A 23772-nucleotide genomic window follows, 5' to 3' on the forward strand; every position below is an offset into this window, starting at 1 on the left:
TCTCACGCGCGCGCGGCGCCGTCGACCGCGGTGCTCATCGTGCTCGTCGCGCGCAGGAGCTCCTGCTCTTCGGCGGCGACGCCCCGATACACCGGGCCGAGGGCCGTGGCCATCGCCTGGATCGTGAAGCTCGTGCGCACCATGTCGTGCGCCGCCTCGGCGCGAGCAGCGTCGGGGGTCGCCGCGACGCCCAGAGCCGCGACGACGCCGGATTCCAGCCGCGCGGCATCCCACGTCTGCGTGAGCACCCCGGTGACGCCGTCCTCCACATAGGTCGCCGGTCCTCCGCCGTCGGGTGCGACCACCATGAGCCCGGTGGCCATCGCCTCCAGCAGTGCGATGCCGAACTCCTCCTTGACGCTCGCGCACACGTACACGCCCCCGGCGGCGGTCAGCCCGGGCAGGCCGAAGCGCGCAGCCGCCAGCCAGAACGCGGCCACGTCGTTCGGCCGATGGCCGGCGAGCAGAAGACCCTCGTCCGCGCGCCGCTCGGCGGGCACCGCCGCATCGATGCGATCGAGCTGCTCGCGCTCGTCGAGGGAAGGATGCTCCAGGTCTCCGCCGATGATGAGCAGATTCGCCCGCTCGCGCAGCGCGCCGGAGGCCCATGCCTCCACGAGGGTCGCCATGCCCTTGACGCGGTGCAGGCGACCGAGGCTCACCACGAGCGGCAGACCGCGCCGCTCGGGCGGCAGCTGAGAGATCAGGTCGCGCAGGTCCGCGATCGCCGGAGAGGCGGCGGCACCTTCGGCGTGCTCGCGCGCCGCGTGGACGGCACGGTCGACGACGGCGAGGTCGACGCCCTCCGCGACGATCGTGTGGCGCTCGGGATGCGACGTGATGTCGATGCCGACGAGCTGGGACATGTCGCGCTGGAGGTCGGGACGAGGGAACAGCACGGTGTGCGCGGCGTTCGAGGCGAGCCGGGTGACCAGTCGCGCCCGGTACCAGAAGTGCTCCGCGAGGTCGACCTGGCCGAAGCGCTCGCGGGTGAGCGCCCCGGAGCGATCGAGCGAACGGATGACGGCATGCGGGTCGGGTGCGACGGTGAAGACGGTCGGGATGCCGAGCTCACGGGCGACATCGGCGGCGGCGACGCTGCCCACGTCGGCCATCCTCAGGTGCAGCAGATCGACGGGTCCCGCGGCGCGCAGGATGCGACGGATGCCGCGACGCGCGGTGACGCGCAGCGGCCAGGCCGCGGCCGACGGGACCGGGTCGGCCAGGAGCGGCACGCGGCCGTACACGTGGCCGGAGGTCGCCGCGCCGATCTCGAGCAGATCTTCGGCGGCCTGCGCGACGGGGCCGCGCGAGAGCGTGATGACGCGCTCGACGCCGGTGGTCGGGTCGGCCACCAGCGCATCGCCCAGCCGCACGAGCAGCGTCGCGATTCCTCCGTTGTCGCCCGCGCCGACGGACGCGAGCGACGGGTCGATGTCGGCGTGCAGGAACAGCTGTGCGATCGTCAGCCCGTTCGCCCGCGGCACGTGCAGGTGGTCGACGGCGTCGAGGTCGATCAGGGCGAGGCGGGCGACTTCGGCCAATCGGCCCTCACCCGATACGAGCTCTTCGAGCAGTTCCGCGGCGCCCGCCGCGGAGCGGCGCTGGCCGAGCGCAGAGACGGCCGCGACGCGGACCTCCTCGTGCTCACGCGCGTCGGCGGCGAGCTCCAGAAGCGGTCGGGTCGCGATCTCGGCGCGCACGAGCCCGAGGGTCTCGGTCAGGCGCGCCCGTGCTGCCGGATCCCGGGTGCCCAGGAGCGCGCTCTCGACACTGACCGCGAGCATCTCGGCGGTGGCGGAGGACCACGTCTCGAGTGTGCGCTGGGCGAGCATGCCCGTGAAGCCGCCGGCGGCGACCTGCCCGATCAGCCGTCCCATCGCATCGGCGCGCGGGAGCACGGAGCTCAGCGCCCACGCGGCATGCTCGCGGATGGACGGCCGACGGTCCGACAGCAGAGCGGTCAGCATCCGCGCCGCCTGCTCGTCGAAGACCTGCGCCAGCGCGTGCACCCCCGCGATCGCCGCGACGTCGTCGTCGCCGTTCAGCGCGGTCGCGAGCACACGGAGCGTGCGCACTCCCGGATCCCTGCCGGCCTCGAACGCGAGGTCGTCGGCGAGGCGGATGGCCTCCACGATTCCGGGCGCATCGCGCACCGCATCCAGCGCTGTCTGCACGCCCATGTCTGGTCCTGTCATCCGCCGCCGGCGAGGTTCGGCGGGCCCTCGATCGTAGTCCTCCGAGACGGCCGTCGCGGTGGGCTAGCGTGAACGGGTCATCGACCCTAGTCTGAGGAGATTTTTCCATGCGCGTGGTGGCCCTGGGCGATGTGGGCGTGATCGATGACATGATGCACATCGGCGACGAGGCGATGTTCCAGGCCGCGCGCGACGAACTCGCCGCGCGGGGAGCATCGCTGGTCGCCGTCTCCTCCGCTCCCGACGAGACCGCGAGCCGCTACGGCATCGACGCGGTGCCACGGATCCGCTTCGACGGACTGGACCGCCCGGCTTCGGAGCGGCGTCTGGCGGCCGTGCTCGCGTTCGCCGACGGCGCCGACACCCTCTCGAGCGATGACAGCGCCCGTGCCGTTGTGGCCGCGGTGGCGGAGGCCGACGGGGTGCTGATCGCCGGCGGCGGGAACCTCGCCTCGACCTGGCCTCTGCACGTCTACGAACGGGCGGCGCTCGCCGGTGTGGCGGCGCGGCTCGGCCGGTCCCTGGCCGTGTCGGGGCAGACGCTCGGTCCCGATCTGCGGGGGCGCGATCGCGAGCTCGTCACGCGGCTGCTGCAGTCGGCCCGACGTGTGAGCGTCCGGGAGGCGACCACCCACCGGCTGGCGACCGAACTGGGCGTCGCGGCTCGCCTCGGCGTCGACGACGCATCGTTCGTCGGCTTGCCTGCGGGTGAGATCGCACCTCGGGATGCCGCGGGCGAGCCCGGCGGGGTGCTCGTGAGTCTCTCGCTGTCGCTCGGACGTGCTCCGCGTGCGGAGACGGTGGAGCGCGTCGCCGCACTCGTGGATGCCGCGGCCGACGCCACCGGCGGCCCGGTGCGCTTCCACGCCCACTTCGGGCCGATGACCGGAGCCGCGCCGCGCGGTGATGCGGTGCTCCACGACGAGGTGCGGGGGCGGATGCGCACCGCGACGGCCGTGGTGCCGACCGGAGACGTCGCGGCGGCGGCATCCCTCGCCCGTTCCGCCGACCTGCTGATCACCGGTCGGTATCACCCCGCCGTCTTCGCCGCGCCGGCCGGCGTGCCGGTGCTGGGCCTGGTGACCGACGACTACACCGCCGTGAAGCAGCGCGGTGCCCTCGCGCAGTGGGGACAGGAGGCGACAGTTCCCATCTCGGAGGCCGATACCGCCGGCATCCCACGTCTGCTCGCCCTGCTGCAGGACCGAGAGCGCGTCGCCCGCGAGGCGCGGACGCGGTTGCCCGCTCACCGCTCGGCGGCGGCCGCGTGGTGGGATTCGGTCGCCGACGCCCTGCATCCCTGAGCGGGTCTGCGGAAAGCCCGGTCCGTCATGTCGACACCCCGATGACGGATGCCGGTTCACGGCGTGTCCGATCACCGGCCGGGCTTTCGGCACCCGAAGCCCTTGTCAAGGGCCTGCCGGCGGCGCCGCGTCAGAACTACCGTCGGATCATGGCCACAACCGACAAGCCCGCCACCCGTTCGTCCCAGCGCTCCGCCCCGGGCGGCACCGGCGCGAAGACCACCCGCCGCCAGAACGCCGAGAAGGGGTTCGTCGCCTCGAAGGAGCTCGGCCAGAACATGCAGTCCGTGCTCGTCGACCTGCTCGAGCTCCAGATGCAGGGCAAGCAGGCTCACTGGAACGTCGTGGGCCGCAACTTCCGCGACACCCACCGCATCCTCGACGAGATCATCGAGGCCGCTCGCGAGTTCAGCGACACCGTCGCCGAGCGCATGCGCGCGCTCCACGCCGTGCCCGACGGCCGCAGCGACATCGTGGCCGAGACCACGACTCTGCCGGAATACCCGCAGGGCGAGATCGACACGTCCGAGACCGTCGATCTCATCACGGTCCGCCTCGACGGCACCGTCGCCACGATCCGCGGCGTGCACGACGACGTCGACGAGGAGGACCCGACGAGCGCCGACATCCTGCACGCGATCATCGAGAAGCTCGAGCAGTTCGCCTGGATGGTCAGCGCCGAGAACCGCACACCTTCCGCCGCCCGCACCTGAGCGAAGCGGTCACTCGCCCGGGTACGGGTTCGCCTTCAGCAGCGTGGCGAGGTGCACCGCGTTGCGGGCGGCCCCGGCCGTCGCGCCGGCGACTTCTTCGGGAGTCTCATCGAGGTCCTGATAGTCCACGGTGTGCATCGCCTCGCCGTTCCAGTACGTCCCGCCCTGGGACGGGATGCTGAAACCCACGTCGTTGAGCGCCTGGTAGAGGTCGGCGGTGATCTTGTGAGCCCCGTCCTCGTTGCCGACGACCACGGCGACGGCCACTTTGCCCTGCACGACAGGATTCCCTGCCTCGTCGGTCTCGGACAGCTCGGCATCCAGGCGCTCGAGCACGCGGGCCGCGACGCTGGAGAGGTGTCCCATCCACGTCGGCGTGGCGAGCACCAGGATGTCGGCGTCCAGGATCTTCGCGCGGATCTGCGGCCACTGGTCGCCGTCGCCCATGTCGGCCTCCACGCCGGGCCTCACGTCGAAGTCCACGACGCGGATCTGCTCGGCATCGACGCCGCGCTCGGCCATCTCGGCGAGCACCTGATCGGCGAGCAGCTCGGTGCTGGATGCGGCGGGCGAGGGCTTGAGCGTGCAGTTGAGCGCGAGTGCGCGGACCATGAGGTTCCTCCCTTGAACGTCCTGCGAGGCTACGTTCGCGAGCACGCGCCGGGGGAGGGCTTGACAGCCTGCGACGCAGCGACGGATACGCTCGAGGGACACCGCAAGAGGGGGCAGCCGTGACAGAAGAGCAGACGTCGGCTCTGGTGGTGATGGGCGTATCAGGTTCCGGCAAGTCCACGGTCGCGGCGGCGGTGGCCGCGCGTGCGGGCGCGCTCTTCCTCGACGCCGATGACTTCCACCCGGCATCCAACGTGGCCAAGATGGCCGCCGGGGCTCCGCTCACCGACGAGGACCGCCGTCCGTGGCTGGCCGCGGTGGGCGACGAGATCGGGCGGCGCACGGCGTCGGGTCAGACCGTCGTCGTCGCCTGCTCGGCCCTCAAGCGCGCCTACCGCGACGTGCTCCGCGAGCGCGGAGGAGACGTGTGCTTCGCGCTGCTGGACGGATCGCCCGAGCTGCTCGCCGAGCGGATCGGCGCCCGTGCGGCCCACTTCATGCCGGCGACGCTGCTGGGCTCGCAGCTGGTCGCGCTCGAGCGCCTGCAGCCCGACGAGGCCGGCTTCGCCGTCGACGTCGCACAGACGCCCGACCAGATCGCCGACACGGTCGTGGCATGCTGGCGCGATGTGGCCGAGCTCGCCGCCCGCCGCTCGCGCGAGACGTGACATCCTGATCTGACCCCTCCCGTCCCACGAAGGAGCGCGCCATGCCCGGCAGATTCGATCTCGACGTCACCACTCTCGGCCAGCTGCTGGATGATCCGCAGGCACGGGCGATCATCGTGGAGGTCGTACCGGAGCTGCCCGGTCACCCGATGCTCGGAATGGTGAAGGGGATGCCGGCCAACACGGTCCTGGCGATGGCCGCGAGTCAGTTCCCCGCCGAGAAGGCCGCGGAACTGAAGAAGCGCATCAGCGCCCTGTAGCCGCTCCGGCGGCAGGAGGTCTGCCGCGATCCGAAGGAGAGTCGTTGGACATCGAGCTGGTCGACCCCACTCTGCGCCGTCCTCTGCAGCGCAGCCCGAAACTGAACCTGGAGAACGCCTTCGTCCTCCGTCTGCTCAACGGCCCGATGTGGCGTCTTCTGCCGGGCAGGCGCACCGACGGCGTCACCCGCCGGGTCGTTCGCGACGACGGGGTGAGCCTGCGCATCCACACGCCCGACCGATCCACCGGGGCGGCTCTGCTCTGGATTCACGGCGGGGGCATGGTCATGGGCACTGCCACGATGGACGACGCGCTGTGCGGTGAAACCGCGGCACGCCTCGGCGTCACCGTGGTCTCAGTCGACTACCGGCTCGCGCCGAAGCATCGGTTCCCGGCGGCGATCGATGACGTGCACGCCGGCTGGACGTGGCTCGTCGCGCATGCGGAGGATCTCGGCATCGATCTCGAGCGCGTCGCCGTCGGCGGGCAGAGCGCCGGCGGCGGACTCGCGGCCTGCCTCGTACAACGGTTGCACGACGAAGGTGCTCACGTGGCGGCGCAGTGGCTGTTCTGTCCCATGCTGGATGACCGCACCGCGGCCGATCGCACGCACGATGCCACCGACCACTGGGTGTGGAACAACAGGTCGAACCTCGTGGGCTGGAGGTCCTACCTCGGCGACGCACTGGGCGGTGCGACGCTCCCGCCCTACGCGGCCGCCTCCCGACGCGAGGACCTCACGGGCCTTCCCTCGACCTGGATCTACGCCTCCGACATCGAGCTGTTCCACGACGAAGACGTGGAGTACGCACGGCGCCTCCAGGCGGCCGGCGTAGAGGTCACCCTCGAGATCATCCGCGCCGCTCCGCACGGCTTCGAGGCCTGGGCGACGGACACCCCGATGGCCGAGCAGCTGTTCACCAGCGCGCAGGGGTGGCTCGGGGCGCAGCTGTCGCGCTAGCCGGGACCGCTAGAGGTGGTCGCGCCAGGAGTGCTGCGGCTCGTACCCGAGCAGCCGACGCGCCTTGGCGATCGAGAGCAGCGTGTCGTTCGGGCCGAACTCGGCCGAGAGCGGTACGTCCGGGAACACTTCGGCGACCAGTTCCGCATTCGGTCGTGACATCACGGTGTCGGCCGCGGCGATGATGAACCGGTCGAACCCGGGCGGCGCCACCTGGAGCGCGCGCTCGATCGCCTGCGCGCCGTCGCGGGCATCGATGTAGCCCCACAGGTTCCACTTGCGCGCCCGCGCGTCGGCGTCGAAGGACGGGAATTCGGCGTAGTCCTCGGGCACCATGACGTTCGAGAACCGCAGCGCGGTGATCGACAGGTCGGGATGCCAGCGCACGAGTTCGGTCGCGAGCTGCTCCTCGAGCACCTTGACGATCGAATAGACGCTCTCGGGACGCGCCGCGTACTCCTCGTCGACCGGGATGTAGGGCGGCGGCACGTCGAACGGCAGACCCAGAACGGTCTCGCTCGACGCGTACACGATGCGACGGATGCCGAGGCGGACGGCCGCCCAGAACACATTGAACGTGCTGGTCATGTTGTTGTGGAAGGTGGCGACGTCGGTGCGGATGCCCGGTGCCGGCACCGCGCCCAGGTGCACGACCGCGTCGAACACGTCGCTGCGATCGACCCCGCCCAGGGCGTCGGTCACTTGGCCGTAATCGGCGAGATCGACCTGCAGGAATCCCGGCTCGCGGCGGCCGACGATGTCCAGGCCCGTGACCTCGTGTCCGGCATCCCTCAGTTCGCGAAGGACGACGGAGCCGAGTTTGCCGGTCGAGCCGGTGAGTGCGATGCGCATGGTTCCAGCCTGTCACGGGCGCGCGGCACGTGGAGCGGAGGAGATGCGCAAAGGGGAGGATCGAACCGGCGAGAACGGTCCTCCGGTCTGCGTATCTCCTCCGGCGTGGTCGCCCGATCAGCCGGCGGTGATCGTCAGGCGTGCTGCCTCGACGCCGTCCCCGCTCACCGTGACGGTGATCGACCCGGCGCCCGTCGGGCGGACCACGGCCAGAGCCCGACCGTCGTACGTGGTGACCCGGGTCGCCCCGAAGGACTCCTCCGTCCGCGCACGCCCGGTGCCCAGGCCGGCCAGGATTGCCGGGCCATCGATCTCGACGCTCACGACACGGTCGGCATCCACGACCGTCGTGCCGGCGGCATCCGCCAGCACGATCTCGACGAAGGCGAGGTCATCGGGGTCGGCCGCGATCGCGGTGCGTTCTGCCGACAGCGCCAGCTGCGGGGTCCCCGCGGTCCGCAGCGTGTGACGACCGGTCTCGATGCCGTCGCGGCGGGCGATCGCGACGAGCTCGCCGGGGCGGTACTCCGTCTCGAAACGGGCGATGAAGGGCTTGTGGGTTCCCACGGGCGCCACCGCCACCCTCGCGCCGTCGCGCTGCAGCTCGACCTCGTCCGCATCGCTGTACACGTCCACCCGCACCGGCGACCCCGGCTCGACCGCCCAGGTCCAGCTCGCGACCGCGTCGTCCCACGACCAGGGGGTCAGCGCGGTCGGCCGCCCGTGGTGCTGCGGTCTGTGCACCGCGATGTACGGCGCCGAGCGCAGACCGAACACGATCTCGCGGTAGTACGAGATCGTGCGCCGGTAGCCGGTGATATCGATGTCACCGGTTTCGGCGAGCACGTAGGGGTAGGGACCGGACGTGCCGGTCGGCGCGTACCCCTCGACATCGGTGTAATCGACCCGGCCGATGCCGGCCTCTCCGATGTAATCCCAGCCGGTCCAGGTGAAATCGCCGATCACGTGCGGCATCCGCGTCACGAGGTCCCACATGGTGTCGATGCGCGCGGGGAAGGTCTCGGACCCCACGATGACCCGATGCGGGAACAGCTCGGCGTCGAGGGCGTAGCGCGAGTCGGCGTAGTTGAATCCGACGACGTCCAGGACGGATGCCGATTCCTCGGTCGACTCGGTGACCAGGCTCGAGGCATTCATGAGCGACATCTGCTCGCCCATCTCCGCCATCATGGTGTTCGGGTCCGAGGCCATCGCCTCGTCCATGGCGTCCTTCATGTGCTCGAGGTTTGCGATGATGCCGTTGATGCCGTTGGTCACATAGCGCGTGTCATCCCGGGCGCGGAACTCCTCCGCGAGCGCGCGGCCCCAGCCGGCGCCGATCGGGGTCGCGAGCTCGAGGATCTCGTTGCCGATCGAGTACATGATGACGCTCGGGTGATTGCGGTCCTTCACGACCAGCGCGGCGACGTCGTCCCGCCAGCGCTCGGCGAAGGTGAGCGAGGAGTCGAAGGCGGTCTTGGACCGAGTCCAGACGTCGGTCAGCTCGTCCATCACGAGCACGCCGTGCCGGTCGCAGGCGTCGAGCATCGCGCGGCTCATCGGATTGTGGGCGCTGCGCAGGGCGTTGAAGCCGGCGGCCTTCAGCAGCCGCACCCGGCGGTCTTCGGCGGCGCCGATCGTCGCCGCACCCAGCGGGCCGTTGTCGTGGTGCACGCACGCGCCGCGCAGCTTCACAGTCTCACCGTTGATGCGCAGACCGTGCAGCGGATCCAGCTGCAGGCGACGGATGCCGAAGGTCGTCGTCTCCTCGTCGATCACCGTTCCGTCGAGCTGGGCGAGGGTCGCGTGCACGGAGTACAGGGCCGGCGAGTCGGGGTGCCAGGGCCGGGGGTCGGGCACGCTCACTCGCATCCGGGCTGTCGCCGACGCGCCCGGCAGCACGGTGACCGGCGCAGAGGCGGAGGCGACCTCGGTGCCGTCCGGGCCGAGGACGCTCCAGCTCAGGCGCGTGAGCGAGGTGTGGCGGGCCGCATTCTCGACGACCGTCGCGATCGAGATCACGGCGCGCTCGGGGTCGATGTCGGGCGTGGTGATCGCGGTGCCGTCGAGTGCGATGTGGGTGGGGTCGGCGATGATCAGGTGCACGGGGCGGTAGATGCCGGCGCCCGTGTACCATCGGCTGTCCTTGTGGACGCGGGCTTCGACGGTGATGCGGTTGAGCTCGCCGAAGCGCAGGTACGGGTCGAGGGTGACGGCGAAGGCCGCGTAGCCGTTGGCCTGGTGGGCGGCGAACTCGCCGTTCACGAAGACCACGGCGTCGCGATAGACGCCCTCGAACTCGACCACCACGGTCTTCGCACGCCAGTCGGCGGGCACGTCGAAGGACTTCGCGTACTCGAAGACGCCGCCCGGGTGGTACCCCGCGTGCACGCCCTGGTCGCTGTCGGCGGTGCGCGGCAGGTCGCGCTGCGCGTCGTGCGGAAGGGTCACCGCTCGCGCAGCCGTGCCGGCATCGGGCGTTTCGAAGGCGCCCAGTTTCGGCCCCACGGTCCAGTCGTCGTTGAACGGGAGGCGGATCATACGCCGATGTTACCGGTAACTTCCCGGAGCGCCCGTCGACTGACGCACGATCAGGTGCGTGGGCAGGGGAGTGTCCTCCGTCACACTGTCGGGCTCTTCGACCGCGACCAGCACCTTCTGCATGATGAGTTCGCCGAGCGCCGCGAAGTCCTGGCGGATCGTCGTCAGCGGCGGGAACATGTACGCAGCCTCGGGCACGTCGTCGAAACCGACGACGCTCACGTCTTCGGGCACGCGCAGCCCCCGCTCGCGAAGCGCCGAGAGCAGGCCGATCGCCATGAGGTCGTTCGCCGCGAAGATCCCCGTGCCCGGCGGGATGTCCAGGTCGGCCCCGAGGCGGTGTCCGCTCGCAGCCGACCAGTCCCCGAAGACCGGCTCGATCGTCTCGAGCTGACGGGCCGCGAGTTCGTCCCGCCAGCCGCGGACGCGCTCGAGCGCATCGGGGGCGCGCGAGGAGCCGGCCAGATGCAGGATGCGCGTGTGCCCGAGCTCCGCGAGGTGTCGCACCGCCGCGCGGGCCCCGCGATACTGGTCGATCGACACGATCAGCGGGCTCCGCCTGCCCGTCGAGGCCGCGGCGACGACCGGGATGCTCAGATCCAGTCCCCGGACGACCTCGAGCACTCCGACGTCGACGACGATCAGCACGATCGCGTCGACCCGCTGGCGCAGCAGCCCCTCGATCAGGGCGCGCACGCCCTCCGGGTCGGGGTCGAGCGCGCTGACGGTCTCGACGTTGTACCGCTCCGATCGGGCGGCGAAGTTGAAGTGCATCGCGATCGAGGTCGGACCGAAGTCCGAGACCCCCGGTGCCACGAGTCCGATCGTGCGTGTGCGGCGGGTGACGAGCGCGCGCGCGGCGGGGGAGGGGCTGTAGCGCAGCTGCGCGATCGCGTGCTCGACCCGCTCTCGCGTCGCCGGGCGCACGTTCGGAAGATCGTTGAGAACGCGCGACACGGTCTGGTGCGATACGCCCGCCAGGCGCGCCACGTCGAAGATGTTCGCCGCGCGCGCGGACTTGTCCTCACTCACTCGGTGCGTCCGTCCGACGGATCGGATGCCGCGAGCGAAGCGACTTCGCTGTATTCGTCCGGCTGGGCGACCAGGGCCATGAGGGAATCGACCGTGAGGGACTCGGAGGGGAGCGTCTCCACGACGCGGCCGGAGCGCAGGACGGCGACCCGGTTCGCGACGCGGAGCACCTCCTCCAGCTCGGCGGAGATGAACACGACCGACAGTCCGTTGTCCGCCAGCTCGCCCACCAGATTCTGGATCTCGACCTTGGCGCCGACATCGATTCCGCGGGTCGGCTCGTCGAGCACGATGATGCGCGGCGAGAGCGCGAGCAGCCGGGCGAGCAGCACTTTCTGCTGGTTGCCGCCCGACAGCGTTCCCGCGCGGCGGTCGGGATCGGCCGGGCGGATGTCGAGGGCTTCGATCCAGCTCATCGCCAGTTCCCTGCGCCGCTGCGGCCGCATCCGCCGGAAGATGCCGCGCTCGGCCTGCAGGGCGAGCGTGATGTTCTCCTGCACGCTGAGCTCGCTGATGATGCCCTCGGTGCGCCGGTTCTCCGAGGAGTAGACGACCCCGAGCGAGATGGCCCGGCGAGGGCTGGTCAGATCGACCGGCTGTCCGCTGATCGTGATGATCCCGGCATCCAATCTGTCGATCCCCGACATCGCCCGCGCCAGCTCGGTGCGGCCCGAGCCCAGCAGCCCCGCGAGGCCCAGCACTTCGCCCTCCGCCAGTCCCACCGTGGCGCCGTGGATGCCGGGGGCTCGGGTGATGTCCGTGCCCTGGATCACGGGCGTCGCCTCGGGCGGCGCCGGTTCGGAGCGGGCCCGGGTGCCCAGCTCGGCGGCGCTGCGTCCGAGCATCTTCTGCACGAGGTCGATGCGCAGCAGCTCGGAGGGCACGTACTCGCCCACGAGGCGGCCGCCGCGCAGAACGGTGATGCGATCGCAGATCTCGTAGACCTGCTCGAGGAAGTGTGAGACGAACAGGATGGCGACGCCGCGCTGGGTGAGGTCGCGCATGACGCGGAACAGCTCGGCCACCTCGTCGACGTCGAGGCTCGAGGTCGGCTCGTCGAGCACGAGCACCCGCACGTCGGTCGAGATCGCCCGCGCGATCGCGATGAGCTGCTGCACGGCGAGCGAGTGCGTGCCCAGGACCGAGGCGGGATCGATGTCGAGCCCGAGGTCGGTCAGCACCGCTCGGGCGCGCTCGCGCATCGCGCCCCAATCGATCGCACCGAACCGGCGGGGCTCGCGGCCGAGGCAGATGTTCTCCGCCACGGTGAGGTTCGGCAGCAGATCGATCTCCTGGTAGACCGTGCTGATGCCGGCCGCCTGGGCATCGTGGGGAGTCCGGAACCGGACGACGTCGTCGCCGATCCGCAGAACGCCCGCATCCAGCGGGATCGCGCCGGTGATCGCCTTGATCAGCGTCGACTTGCCGGCGCCGTTCTCTCCCATCAGCGAGTGCACCTCGCCGGGGAACATGCGGAACGCGACGCCGTCGATCGCGGCTTCCGCGCCGAACCGCACCGTGGCTCCGGTCAGTTGCAGCAGCGGCCGCGGCTCCTCCATCAGGCCATTATCCTGTCGGAAGCGCGCGCGGCCGCTCAGCTCGGGCGTGATCTCTCCTGCCTTCGCCCGCGGGCGGCTATCTTCGTCCCTGCGAGCGGGTGACGATCACGCGCTGCACGACGATGAACAGCAGCAGCAGCGCGCCGATGATGATCTGCGTCCACGCCTGCTCGGCGCCCATGAACGAGATGACCTTCTTGATCGTGCCGTAGACGAGCACGCCGATCAGCGACCCGAGGACGTACCCGGTGCCACCGGTCAGCAGGGTGCCGCCGATCACAACGGCCGCGATCGCATCCAGCTCGGTGCCGATGCCGTTGCGGGGGTAGCCCGCCCCCGAATACGCGGTGAGGAGCAGACCGGCAAGGCCGCCGCAGACGCCGCTGATGACGTAGACCGCGATCTTGGTGCGCGCGACGTTCAGGCCCATCAGACGCGCAGACTGCTCGCCGCCGCCGATCGCGTACACCGTCCGGCCGAATCGCGTCCACATCAGCACGGCGAACGCGATCGCCACGGCCAGCAGCGCGATGATCCCGGTCGGGGTGATGTACCAGCCGCCGAGGTGGAACCGAGTGCGCTGCAGCCACAGCACAGCCGGGTCCTCGACGCGGATCGAGGACAGGCTCACGACGAACGCGAGTCCCCGGGCCAGGAACAGTCCCGCCAGCGAGGCGATGAACGGCTGCACGTTGAAGTAGTGCACCAGCACCCCGATGAGCAGGCCGATCAGTGCGCCCGCGATGAGCATGACCGGCACCGCGATGATCGCCGGGGTGCCCTGGGCGAGCAGGCTCGCCCCGAGGATGCCGGTGAAGGCCATGACGGACCCGACCGACAGGTCGATGCCGCCCGTCAGGATCACGAACGTCAGGCCCACCGCGAGCACCACCAGGTAGGCGTTGTCGAGCAGGAGCGCCGACATGTTGCCGGGGCTGAGGAACTTCGGGAACCGCGCCTGCGCGCTGATCAGCAGCACGATCAGGATCGCCACGGCGGCGAAGGTCGGCATGAGCGACGCCCGCCGGCTCATGAAGGTCGCGTAGCGCGACGGCGTCTGCGTGGGGCGGCGGGGCGCCACGTCGATGCTCTTGGTCATGACGCGACCTCCGCTCGGTTGCCGGTATCGGATGCCGAGCGCGACCGCGCGCTGCGGATCGCAGACCGGGCCCAGCCGTGCAGGCGCGGGGACTGCACGAGCACCACGACGATCACGACGAGGGCGAAGAAGACCGGGCTCTGGGCCGAGGGAACCCCGAGGAACAGGATGGTGGCCTCCAGTGTCTGAATCGTGAGCACTCCGATCACCGTGCCGGCGATCGTGAACTTGCCGCCCATGAGCGAGGTTCCGCCCAGCACGACGGCGAGGATCGCATAGAGCTCTATGAACAGGCCGGCGGCGTTCGCATCCGCCGCCCGGATGTTGGAGCTGTAGATGATGCCCGCGATGCCGGCCAGCAGGCCGCTCGCGACGTAGGCGCTGAACACGATGCCCCGCGCGCGGACGCCGGCCAGACGACTGGCCTCAGGGTTGATGCCGACCGCTTCGGTGAGCACGCCGAGCGCCGTGCGTCGCTCGACGAGCGAGATCACGGCGATCGCGGCGATCGAGATCAGCAGCGCGAAGGGCAGTCCCACGAGGTAGCCCGTGGCGATGAACTCGTACGGGCCGCTGTTGACCGTCGTGATGAAGCCCTCCGTGATCAGCAGTGCGACACCGCGCCCGGCGAGCATCAGCACCAGAGTGGCGATGATGGGCTGGATGCCGACGACGGCGACCAGGAAGCCGTTCCACACCCCGAGCACGAGCGCGACCACGAGCGCGACCACGAGCGCCACCAGGACGGTGCCGAGGCTCCCGGGTTCGGGCGATCCGTCGATGATCGTCAGGGCGACCGCGCCCGAGACGGCCATGATCGCGCCGACCGAGAGGTCGATGCCCCGCGTGGCGATCACGATCGTCATGCCGAGCGCGACGAGCATGAGCGGCGCGCTGTTGCGGAGGATGTCGATCAGCGCGCCGTAGAGCTCGCCGTTGCGGATCGTGATGAGGATGAACTGCGGGCGGGCGATCGTGTTGATCGCGATCAGGGTGAGCAGCGCGACGGCCGGCCAGAACAGCCGGTGGCGGACGATCGTTCTCATGCTGCGCTCTCCTGTCCCTCGTTGGCGATGTAGTCGATGAGACCCTCGATGGTCGCACCGCTCGAGTCGAGCTCGCCGATCTTGCGGCGGTCGCGCATGACGATCACGCGCTGCGCGAGCCGGAGCACCTCTTCCAGCTCGGAGGAGATGAATACGACGGACAGGCCGTTCGCGCTCAGCTCCGCGACCTTGCGCTGGATGTCGGCCTTCGCGCCGACATCGATCCCGCGGGTCGGCTCGTCGAGCACGATGAGTTCGGGCGCTGTGGCCAGCCACCGGGCGAGCAGCACCTTCTGCTGGTTGCCGCCCGACAGGTTGCCGGCGAGCATGCCGGGGTCGCCGGGCCGCACTCCGAGAGCGGCCATGTACTCCTTCACGACGGCATCCGCTTCGGTTTTGCCGATCTTGCGCAGGGCGCCTCTTCGTGCCTGGATGCCGAGCACGATGTTCTCGGCGACGGTGAGGTCGGCGATGATGCCCTCAGCCCGGCGGTCCTCCGACGAGAAGGCGATGCGGTTCTCGATCGCCTGGCGCGGAGACGCGTGCTTGGCGGGCTTGCCGTTCACCTCGATCTGTCCGCTCTCGGCCCGGTCGGCGCCGTACAGCAGCCTGACCAGTTCGGTGCGCCCCGAGCCGAGCAGGCCGGCGATGCCGACGACCTCGCCCTCGAAGACGTCGATGTCGGCGGGCTCGAGCACTCCTCGTCGTCCGATGCCGGTGGCGCGCAGGACGGGTGCGCCGCTGCGGTCGATCACCCGGTCGGCGACGGATGCGAGGGCGGCGAGCTCATCGAGCTCGCGCCCGATCATCTTGGTCACCAGCTCGCCGCGGGGCAGGTCGCCGACGAGGTACTCCCCGACGAGCTGGCCGTTGCGCAGCACCGTGATGCGGTCGGAGATCTCGTAGATCTGATCGAGGAAGTGACTGACGAAGAGGATCGCGACGCCGCGGTCGCGCAGGTCGCGGATGACGGTGAAGAGCTGTTCCACCTCGCCGCGGTCCAGGCTCGAGGTCGGCTCGTCGAGGATGAGCACCTTGGCGTCGAGCACCATCGCCCGGCCGATGGCCACGAGCTGCTGGATCGCGATCGAGTGGCTCGAGAGCATCGAGCGCGTGTCGATCGACAGACCGAGGCTCTGCAGGTGCCGAGCGGCCTGCGCGTGCGCGCTCTTCCAGTCGATGCGGCCCGCACGCCGGGGCTCGTGCCCCAGCATCACGTTCTCGCCGACGGAGAGGTTCGCGCAGAGGTTGACCTCTTGGTAGACGGTCGAGATGCCGGCGCTCTGGGCGTCGGCGGTGCTGCCGAAGCTGCGCTCCTGCCCGCTCACCAGGATGGTTCCGGCATCCACCGGGTAGACGCCGGTGAGGGCCTTGATGAGGGTCGATTTGCCGGCGCCGTTCTCGCCCATGAGAGCGTGCACCTCGCCGGGGCGAAGCGAGAAGTCGACGGCATCCAGCGCCAGGACGCCGGGGAAGCGGATGGTGATCCCGGTCATTTCGACGACCGGCAGGACTGCGGTGTCCGCGGACATGGTGATTCAGCTGCCTTCCCGAGCTTCATCGTGGGCACATCGCCGGGGGACCTGGGCGGCCCCCCGGCGAGTGCTCTGACCTACCTTGTTACAGGATCGGTCGGGGTGAGGTGTGATGTGCTCAGTACAGCCGCGAGTCGATGACCTTGGCGGCCTCTTCCTGCGTAAAGGACTGGTCCTCGACGTAGACCTTCTTCTCGACGTCGCTGCCGGCCAGGACGTCCTTGACCAGCCCGGCGGCGAGTTCGCCCAGAAGCGGGTTGCACTCGACGATGTAGTTGATCTTGCCGTCCACGAGGGCCTGCATGCCGTCCTTGACCGCGTCGATCGACACGATCTGGATGTCCACGCCCGGCACCGCGCCGGCTGCCTCGATGGCCTCGATCGCGCCGAGTGCCATGTCGTCGTTGTGCGCGTAGACCAGGTCGATGCCGTCGACGCCGTACTTCTGGAGGAAGCCCTCCATGACGGTCTTGCCGCCGTCGCGGGTGAAGTCACCCGTCTGGGAGTCGATCTTCTCGATGGCCGTGTCGGCGATCGCCTCGTCGAAGCCCGCGGCGCGGTCGTTCGCCGGCGCGGATCCGGTGGTGCCCTCGAGCACCACCATCTTCGTGGCCGTGTCACCGAACGTCTCGGCCGCCCACGTGCCCGCCGTGACGCCCTCCTTCTTGAAGTCCAGGCCCACCCAGCTGGCGAAGAGGTCGTCGGATGCCGAGACCGTGCGGTCCTCGAGCACCACCGGGATGCCGGCATCCGCCGCTTCCTGCAGCACGTCGTCCCAGCCGTCTTCGACGATCGGAGCGATGACGATCGCGTCGACGCCCTGGTTGATGAAGTCGCGAACCGCGGCGATCTGCGCTGCGGTGTCGTTGTCGGCCGCGTTGAACGTGAGCTCGAATCCGTTCTCGGTCGAGAAGGCCGTCTTCATCGACTCGGTATTGGCGCTGCGCCATCCCGACTCCGACCCGGTCTGGGCGAAGCCGACCGTGATGGGGCCGTCACCACCCGCATCGCCGGAGTCGCCGTCGCCACTCGTTCCGGCACAGCCGGTCGCCACCAGTGCCAACGCTGCCAGCAGGGCACCGCCGGCGAGGATCTTCTTGTTCATATCCGCCAAACCTCCTCGTTCGGGTTCCGGCACCGCTGCCGGTCTTCTTCACGGATGCCCGTGTCGTGACTGAATGTTAGCCTTCACATTCCACATCTCCACAAGATGTGAGCGGTAACATTTCGGTAACGCAGGCGGCGTAGGCTCGCGACCACTCTCGCTCGGCACCGCGGGGTGTGGCCGCAGTGAGCGATCACATTCAGCTGTCCGGACCCTGGTGTGCGTTCTCGAACGCAGGTTGCGCAGTAGCCTGACGGTCATGCACGACGACTTGCGCGCGCGCCCCGCCGGCCGCATCGGCGTGCGGGAGGTCGCCCGCGCCGCCGGGGTCTCCACGCAGACGGTCTCGCGGGTCCTCAATGACCACCCCGGCATCCGGGATGACACGCGACAGCGCGTGCTCGACGCCATGCAGGCGCTGGACTACCGCGTCAACAACGCCGCCCGCGCCCTCGGCACCCGCCGGACGCGCACCATCGGCATCCTGGTCTCCGATGCCGCGATGTACGGCCCGGCCACCGGCGTGATCGCGCTCGAGGCGGCAGCCCGCGCGGCGGGACGATGGGTGACGGCGGCGTACGCGGACGCGGCGGACGAGTCGGCGGTCGTCGAGGCCGTGCAGCACCTGCAGGCTCAGGGAGTCGACGGCGTCGTAGTGCTCGCCCCGCATGCCCGCACGATGACGGCGCTAACCGGTGCCGCCCCGAATCTTCCGGTCATCGGCCTGCATGGCGCGGACGATGACGCCCTGCAGCGGGACGCGGCGTCTCTCGCGGTCGCGCACCTCGCCGAGCTCGGACACGAGCGGATCGGCCACCTCGCGGGGCCCGACGACTGGTTCGAGGCGCTCGCGCGTGCCGAGGGTTTCGATGCGGCACTCGCCGCTCGGGGCCTGCGGCCGGCGGGCGTGTGGCGCGGAGACTGGAGCGCGGCATCGGGCTTCGCGGCAGCGGCCGCGGTCGCCCGGGCCGCACGTGAGGGCGGCCCCACGGCGGTCTTCGCCGCCAACGACCAGATGGCACTCGGGCTGATCGCCGGACTCGCCGATCAGGGAATCGCGGTGCCTGCACGGATGAGCGTCGTGGGAGTGGACGACAACCCGGATGCCGCGTTCTATCGGCCCGCCCTGACCACGGTCCGGCTCGACATCGCCGGCGAGGCCGCCCGATGCATCGCCGCGGTGCTCGGGCTGGACCCGCCCGCCGCGCCCGCCGCCCCGGCGCTCCTTCGGCGGGCCTCGTCCGCGCCGGCGCGATAGCCGCTGCAGGCTCGCCGGGGCATCGGCTTCCCGCGCCCGGCGGGGGCTCCCCTTGCGCTGATCTGGCGCGCTCGCGAAAGCGAGGGTTGGCCGACACGGATGTTACCGGTAACATGCATCGAACACGTCACTCGACGAGGAGACCACCGTGAACAGTCCGACCGCTGATGCCGCCCGTGAGGCGATCCTCGGCGGGGGCACCTCGCTCGGGATCGAGCTCGGCTCCACGCGCATCAAAGCGTGCCTGATCGATGATGTCGCCACGGTGATCGCGGTCGGCGCGCACGAGTGGGAGAACCGCTTCGAGGACCGGGTGTGGACGTATTCGCTCGACGATGTCTGGCTGGGCGTCCGCGCGGCGTACGCGGACCTGGCGGCGGATATCCAGCGGCGACACGGGGTCGGACTGGAGACCACCGGCGCGATCGGCATCTCGGCGATGATGCACGGCTACCTCGCCTTCGACGCCGACGACCAGCTGCTCGCGCCCTTCCGCACGTGGCGCAACACGACGACGGGGGCGGCGTCGGCCGAGCTCAGCGAGCTGTTCGGCGTCAACATCCCGTTGCGCTGGTCGATCGCGCACCTGCATCAGGCCGTGATCGACGGCGAACCGCACGTGCCCGAGATCCGGTCGCTCACCACGCTCGCGGGCTACGTGCACCGGCAGCTCACGGGCCGCTCGGTGCTGGGCGTCGGCGACGCTTCGGGGATGTTCCCGATCGACCCGGCGACCAGCGACTACGACGCCGAACTGGTGGCCCGCTACGACGGCCTGGTCGGCGCCCGTGTGCCGGGCGGTGTGCGGGAGCTGCTCCCCGAGGTGCTGGTCGCGGGCCGGCCGGCAGGGGAGCTGACCCCCGAGGGCGCCGCACTGCTGGATCCGACCGGAGCGCTGCGGCCCGGCATCCCGTTCTGTCCCCCCGAGGGCGATGCCGGCACCGGCATGGTCGCGACCAACGCCGTCGCGCCGCGCACCGGCAACGTGAGCGCCGGCACCAGCATCTTCGCGATGGTCGTGCTCGAGCGCCCGCTCGCCCAGGTGCACCACGAACTGGACCTGGTCACGACTCCTGCCGGAGACCCGGTGGCGATGGTGCACTGCAACAACGGCGCGAGCGAGCTGGCGGCGTGGGCGGGGCTTTTCGGGCGGTTCTCCGCCGCGGCCGGAAGTCCGCTCGATGCCGATGCCGCCTTCGACGTGCTCTTCCGCGAGGCGCTGCAGGGCGAGGCGGATGCCGGCGGCCTGCTCGCCTACAACCACCTCGCGGGCGAGCCCATCGCCGGTCTGGACGAGGGGCGGCCCCTCTTCGTGCGCACCCCCGACAGCCGACTCACGCTCGGCAACTTCGCGCGCGCGCAGCTGTACGGGGTCTTCGCGACGCTGGCGCTCGGCATGCGGGTCCTGGACGACGAGGGTGTGCAGCTCGAGCGCATGTTCGCCCACGGAGGGATGTTCCGCACCGCCGGCGTCGCACAGCGCTTCCTCGCCGGCGCGCTGAACGCCCCCGTCGCAGTCGGTGACACCGCGTCCGAGGGCGGAGCGTGGGGCATCGCCGTGCTCGCGTCCTACCTCGCGCACGCCTCCGACACCGATCTGGCCGGCTACCTCGGTGATCGCGTCTTCGTGGATGCCGGCATCCACGTCGTCGACCCCGAGGCGGGCGACGTCGCCGGCTTCGCCGCCTACCTCGACCGCTACCGTGCCGGCCTCGCCGTCGAGCGCGCGGCCGTCGAAGCCCTCTGATCCCTGACTCTCGTGTCCCACTCTTTCCGCTTCGTGTCCCGGAATTCACCGCTTTCCCCTGCTGACAGCGGCGAGATTCGGGACATGGAAACCCGTCACCGACCTTTGGAGACTCCATGACCCGCACCCCGCTGTCCACCACGCTCGACCGCTACGAGGTCTGGTTCGTCACCGGCAGTCAGAACCTCTACGGGGAGGAGACCCTGCGTCAGGTCGCCGACCAGTCCCAGGCGGTCGCAGCCGGCCTGGACGGGCTGCCGGTCACGATCGTGTGGAAGCCCGTGCTCAAGGACTCCGACTCGATCCGGCGCCTCGCACTCGAGGTGAACGCCCGTGACGACGTGATCGGCGTGATCGCGTGGATGCACACCTTCAGTCCGGCCAAGATGTGGATCGCCGGCCTCGACGCGCTGCAGAAGCCGTTGCTGCACCTGCACACGCAGGCCAACGTCGAGCTGCCCTGGGCGGACATCGACTTCGACTTCATGAACCTCAACCAGGCCGCGCACGGCGACCGCGAGTTCGGGTACATCCAGACCCGCCTCGGCGTGGCCCGCAAGACCGTCGTCGGTCACGTCTCGAACCCGGTGGTGCGCCAGCAGGTCGAGGACTGGCAGCGGGCTGCCGCCGGATGGGCGGCATCCCGCACCCTCAAGCTCGCCCGCTTCGGTGACAACATGCGCTACGTCGCCGTGACCGAGGGGGACAAGACCGAAGCCGAGCTGCGCTTCGGCGTGCAGGTGAACACGTGGGGCGTCAACGAGCTCACGGATGCCGTAACTCAGGCTGAGAGCGCCCACATCGACGCGCTCGTCGCGGAATACGAGGATCTGTACGACGTCCAGCCTGAATTGCGCATCGGGGGCGACCGGCACCAGTCGCTGCGGGATGGCGCGGCGATCGAGCTGGGCCTGCGCTCCTTCCTCGAGGAGGGCGGCTTCGGCGCCTTCACGACGAGCTTCGAGGACCTGGGTGCGCTGAAGCAGCTGCCCGGGCTCGCCGTCCAGCGCCTGATGGCCGAGGGGTACGGCTTCGGAGCCGAGGGGGACTGGAAGACCGCGATCCTCGTGCGGGTCGCGAACGTCATGGGCTCGGGCCTTCCCGGCGGCGCCAGCCTCATGGAGGACTACACCTACGACCTGGTGCCCGGAAGCGAACGGATCCTCGGTGCGCACATGCTCGAGGTGTCGCCGTCGCTCACGACCGCCAAGCCGCGCCTGGAAGTGCACCCACTCGGCATCGGCGGCAAGGAAGACCCCGTGCGGCTGGTCTTCACCGCCGACCCGGGCCCCGCGCTCGTGGTGGCGATGAGCGACATGCGCGACAGGTTCCGCCTGGTCGCCAACGTGGTCGAGAACGTCGAGGCGCCGGACCTGCCCAAGCTGCCGGTCGGCCGCGCGATCTGGAAGCCCCAGCCCGACTTCGCCACGAGCGCCTCCTGCTGGCTGGCCGCCGGCGCGGCACACCACACGGTGATGACGACAGCCGTCGGCATCGAGGTGTTCCGCGACTTCGCCGAGATCGCCCGCACCGAGCTCGTCGTGATCGACGACGCCACGACGGTGCGCGGATTCCAGAGCGAGCTGCGCTGGAACCAGGCATACTATCGACTGGCCCAGGGCCTCTGACCCCTCGAAAGCACACCTCTCTTATGCGCACCCTCCTTTCCGGCACTCAGCACGCGCTGCGCGCGGGCGACTACGAAGCCGTCATCTCGAGCGTCGGGGCTTCCCTGCGCTCGTTCACCCACGGCGGGCGCGATCTCACCGTGCCGTTCGATGCCGACGAGGTGCGCCCGTCCTACCGGGGCGCGACCCTTGCTCCCTGGCCGAACCGCGTCGTCGACGGCACGTACGTCTTCGCGGGCGTCGAGCGGCAGGTGCCGCTGACGGAGCCGGCGCGTCATCACGCCCTCCACGGGCTGGCGGCGTGGCTCGACTACGAGCCCATCGACAAGGAGTCCAGCCACGTCACGCTGACCGCGACGATCCAGCCGCAGACCGGGTATCCGTGGCGCATCCGCGTCGAGACGACCTTCGCGCTCGGTGCCGACGGGCTCACGCAGACCGTCACGGCGACGAACGAGAGTCCGGATGCCGCGCCCTGGGGCACCGGCCCGCACCCGTATCTGGTGGCCGGGCCCGGGCATGTCGACGACTGGACGCTGGACCTGCCGGCGGCCGAGGTGCTCCAGGTGACCCCGGACCGGCTGATTCCGATCGGGCTGGCTCCGGTGGACGGCGACGACCCGGAGCGCTTCGACTTCCGCGAGGCGCGGCAGATCGGCGCGGTCGAACTCGATCACGCGTACACCGCGCTCTCGCGGGGTGCGGACGGCCGCGCCGTCGTGCGGGTGACGGACGGCGACGCCGGCGTGGAGATCACCTGGGATGCCGCATGCCCCTGGGTGCAGGTGCACACCTCCGACAAGGGCATCGGCAAGCCCGGGCATCGCACCGGCCTCGCGGTCGAGCCGATGACCTGCGCCCCCGACGCCTTCAACGCGGACCGCTACGACTACGACGCCGGTCTGATCGTGCTCGAGCCGGGCGCGTCGGCCACGGCATCCTGGCGCATCTCCGCGATCGGCTGATGCACGAGATCACTGTTTGCGCGCGAGATCACACGGTGCACGCAGTACTGCCGGATGACCTCGCGAAAAGCGGGTGACCTCGCGTACGGGCGAGAGCCGGTCAGTGGTGGTGGCCCGGCTCGACCATCTCGCCGTGCGGCACGGCGTGCTGCCCGGCCTCGGTCGCAGCCAGCGCGGGGGTGACGACCCCGGCGACCAGGACCGCGGCCACAACGAGCCCGACGAGCCGGCCGCGGCCGGCATCCGTTCCGCGTGCGCGTGAACGGTCCCCGCGCAGGGTGCGTGCGCAGCCGAAGGCGACGGCGACCAGCAGGATCGTCCCGGCCGCGACCGCGAAGACGCTCACCCGAGTCGGGTCCAGCGACATCGCGACGGTGGCCGTGAGAATGCCGGCCAGGGAGCCTGCGATGCTCAGCCGCGGGACGATCAGGCGTCCTCGGGCGAGCGTCGCGGCTCCCCAGCCGATCGCGGCGGCGCCGATCAGGGCCAGGAGCATCCCCACCACCCGAATGGCGAGTCCTCCTTCAGCGGCCGTGATCGCGCCGGCGCCGAGAGCGAGCTGAACGAGTCCTCCGCCCCACGCCGCGACCGCGGGCCACGACGGCGCGTCGGCGAGGCCCCCCTGGCCGCCGACCTCCGTCTCGTGTGGTGCGATCGCGCGTGCTGCTGTCAAGGTGTTCATCTCGGC

20 protein-coding genes are annotated in these 23772 nt (G+C 70.4%); 9 read left to right on the forward strand and 11 right to left on the reverse strand.

What is annotated here, in order from left to right; translation table 11 throughout:
• Positions 1-2 precede the first annotated feature (2 nt).
• Positions 3-2183 (reverse strand): glycosyltransferase, encoded by a 2181-nt coding sequence (locus tag RWQ91_RS08505; RefSeq protein WP_314504795.1) that lies wholly within the window; start codon positions 2181-2183, stop codon positions 3-5.
• Positions 2184-2305: 122 nt separating this feature from the next.
• On the opposite strand from RWQ91_RS08505, the gene RWQ91_RS08510 reads away from it, so the two are divergent.
• Together RWQ91_RS08510 and RWQ91_RS08515 are read left to right on the forward strand one after the other, a co-directional pair.
• A complete protein-coding gene (locus tag RWQ91_RS08510) occupies positions 2306-3502 on the forward strand; it encodes a polysaccharide pyruvyl transferase family protein (protein WP_314504798.1) in 1197 nt (398 codons plus the stop codon).
• Between the two features lie 149 nt (positions 3503-3651).
• Positions 3652-4215, forward strand: a complete 564-nt coding sequence (locus RWQ91_RS08515) for a DNA starvation/stationary phase protection protein (protein ID WP_314504800.1) — start codon at positions 3652-3654, stop codon at positions 4213-4215.
• Positions 4216-4224: 9 nt separating this feature from the next.
• Here the strand turns inward: RWQ91_RS08515 and RWQ91_RS08520 are convergent, their stop codons facing one another.
• A complete protein-coding gene (locus RWQ91_RS08520; RefSeq protein ID WP_314504803.1) occupies positions 4225-4827 on the reverse strand; it encodes an NAD(P)H-dependent oxidoreductase in 603 nt (200 codons plus the stop codon).
• 119 nt (positions 4828-4946) lie between these two features.
• Between RWQ91_RS08520 and RWQ91_RS08525 the strand changes: the two genes are divergently transcribed.
• The 3 genes from RWQ91_RS08525 to RWQ91_RS08535 are packed head-to-tail and all read left to right on the forward strand — an operon-like array spanning position 4947 to position 6717.
• Positions 4947-5495, forward strand: a complete 549-nt coding sequence (locus RWQ91_RS08525; protein ID WP_314504806.1) for a gluconokinase — start codon at positions 4947-4949, stop codon at positions 5493-5495.
• A gap of 41 nt (positions 5496-5536) precedes the next feature.
• On the forward strand, positions 5537-5755 hold the full coding sequence (locus RWQ91_RS08530) for a hypothetical protein (RefSeq protein WP_314504808.1): 219 nt from the start codon (positions 5537-5539) through the stop codon (positions 5753-5755).
• Positions 5756-5799: 44 nt separating this feature from the next.
• A complete protein-coding gene (locus RWQ91_RS08535) occupies positions 5800-6717 on the forward strand; it encodes an alpha/beta hydrolase (protein WP_314504811.1) in 918 nt (305 codons plus the stop codon).
• 9 nt (positions 6718-6726) lie between these two features.
• On the opposite strand, the gene RWQ91_RS08540 is transcribed toward RWQ91_RS08535, so the two are convergent.
• The 8 genes from RWQ91_RS08540 to RWQ91_RS08575 all read right to left on the reverse strand — a co-directional run bounded on the left by RWQ91_RS08540 (position 6727) and on the right by RWQ91_RS08575 (position 17486).
• Positions 6727-7569, reverse strand: a complete 843-nt coding sequence (locus RWQ91_RS08540) for an NAD(P)-dependent oxidoreductase (protein WP_314504814.1) — start codon at positions 7567-7569, stop codon at positions 6727-6729.
• A gap of 117 nt (positions 7570-7686) precedes the next feature.
• The gene (locus RWQ91_RS08545; protein ID WP_314504817.1) at positions 7687-10110 is read right to left on the reverse strand and encodes a glycoside hydrolase family 2 TIM barrel-domain containing protein; all 2424 of its coding nucleotides are present in this window, start codon (positions 10108-10110) and stop codon (positions 7687-7689) included.
• Between the two features lie 9 nt (positions 10111-10119).
• On the reverse strand, positions 10120-11142 hold the full coding sequence (locus RWQ91_RS08550; RefSeq protein ID WP_314504820.1) for a LacI family DNA-binding transcriptional regulator: 1023 nt from the start codon (positions 11140-11142) through the stop codon (positions 10120-10122).
• Positions 11139-12701, reverse strand: a complete 1563-nt coding sequence (locus RWQ91_RS08555) for a sugar ABC transporter ATP-binding protein (RefSeq protein ID WP_314504823.1) — start codon at positions 12699-12701, stop codon at positions 11139-11141. Before RWQ91_RS08555 ends, RWQ91_RS08550 begins: the two co-directional genes overlap by 4 nt.
• A 76-nt stretch (positions 12702-12777) precedes the next feature.
• Complete coding sequence (locus RWQ91_RS08560) at positions 12778-13800, reverse strand: ABC transporter permease subunit (protein ID WP_314504824.1); 1023 nt, start codon at positions 13798-13800, stop codon at positions 12778-12780.
• Positions 13797-14846 (reverse strand): ABC transporter permease, encoded by a 1050-nt coding sequence (locus RWQ91_RS08565; protein WP_314504825.1) that lies wholly within the window; start codon positions 14844-14846, stop codon positions 13797-13799. The genes RWQ91_RS08560 and RWQ91_RS08565 overlap by 4 nt, the downstream gene beginning before the upstream one ends.
• Positions 14843-16378 (reverse strand): sugar ABC transporter ATP-binding protein, encoded by a 1536-nt coding sequence (locus tag RWQ91_RS08570; protein ID WP_314504827.1) that lies wholly within the window; start codon positions 16376-16378, stop codon positions 14843-14845. Before RWQ91_RS08570 ends, RWQ91_RS08565 begins: the two co-directional genes overlap by 4 nt.
• A gap of 121 nt (positions 16379-16499) precedes the next feature.
• Complete coding sequence (locus RWQ91_RS08575) at positions 16500-17486, reverse strand: ABC transporter substrate-binding protein (protein WP_314504830.1); 987 nt, start codon at positions 17484-17486, stop codon at positions 16500-16502.
• 259 nt (positions 17487-17745) lie between these two features.
• Between RWQ91_RS08575 and RWQ91_RS08580 the strand changes: the two genes are divergently transcribed.
• The 4 genes from RWQ91_RS08580 (at position 17746) to RWQ91_RS08595 (ending at position 23084) form a co-directional block, all read left to right on the forward strand.
• Positions 17746-18744, forward strand: coding sequence for a LacI family DNA-binding transcriptional regulator (locus RWQ91_RS08580; protein ID WP_314504833.1), 999 nt, complete (start codon positions 17746-17748; stop codon positions 18742-18744).
• Between the two features lie 148 nt (positions 18745-18892).
• The gene (locus tag RWQ91_RS08585) at positions 18893-20491 is read left to right on the forward strand and encodes an FGGY-family carbohydrate kinase (RefSeq protein ID WP_314504837.1); all 1599 of its coding nucleotides are present in this window, start codon (positions 18893-18895) and stop codon (positions 20489-20491) included.
• A gap of 116 nt (positions 20492-20607) precedes the next feature.
• Entirely contained in the window at positions 20608-22119 is a 1512-nt protein-coding gene (gene araA / locus RWQ91_RS08590; RefSeq protein WP_314504840.1) for an L-arabinose isomerase, read from the forward strand.
• 23 nt (positions 22120-22142) lie between these two features.
• Positions 22143-23084 carry an aldose 1-epimerase family protein gene (locus RWQ91_RS08595; RefSeq protein WP_314504843.1) on the forward strand — a complete coding sequence of 314 codons (942 nt, stop codon included), beginning with the start codon at positions 22143-22145 and terminating at the stop codon, positions 23082-23084.
• 100 nt (positions 23085-23184) lie between these two features.
• Here the strand turns inward: RWQ91_RS08595 and RWQ91_RS08600 are convergent, their stop codons facing one another.
• On the reverse strand, positions 23185-23766 hold the full coding sequence (locus RWQ91_RS08600; RefSeq protein WP_314504846.1) for a hypothetical protein: 582 nt from the start codon (positions 23764-23766) through the stop codon (positions 23185-23187).
• Between the last annotated feature and the right edge of the window lie 6 nt (positions 23767-23772).

This window comes from uncultured Microbacterium sp. (assembly GCF_963524805.1).
In the GTDB taxonomy this organism is placed as follows: Bacteria; Actinomycetota; Actinomycetes; order Actinomycetales; family Microbacteriaceae; genus Microbacterium.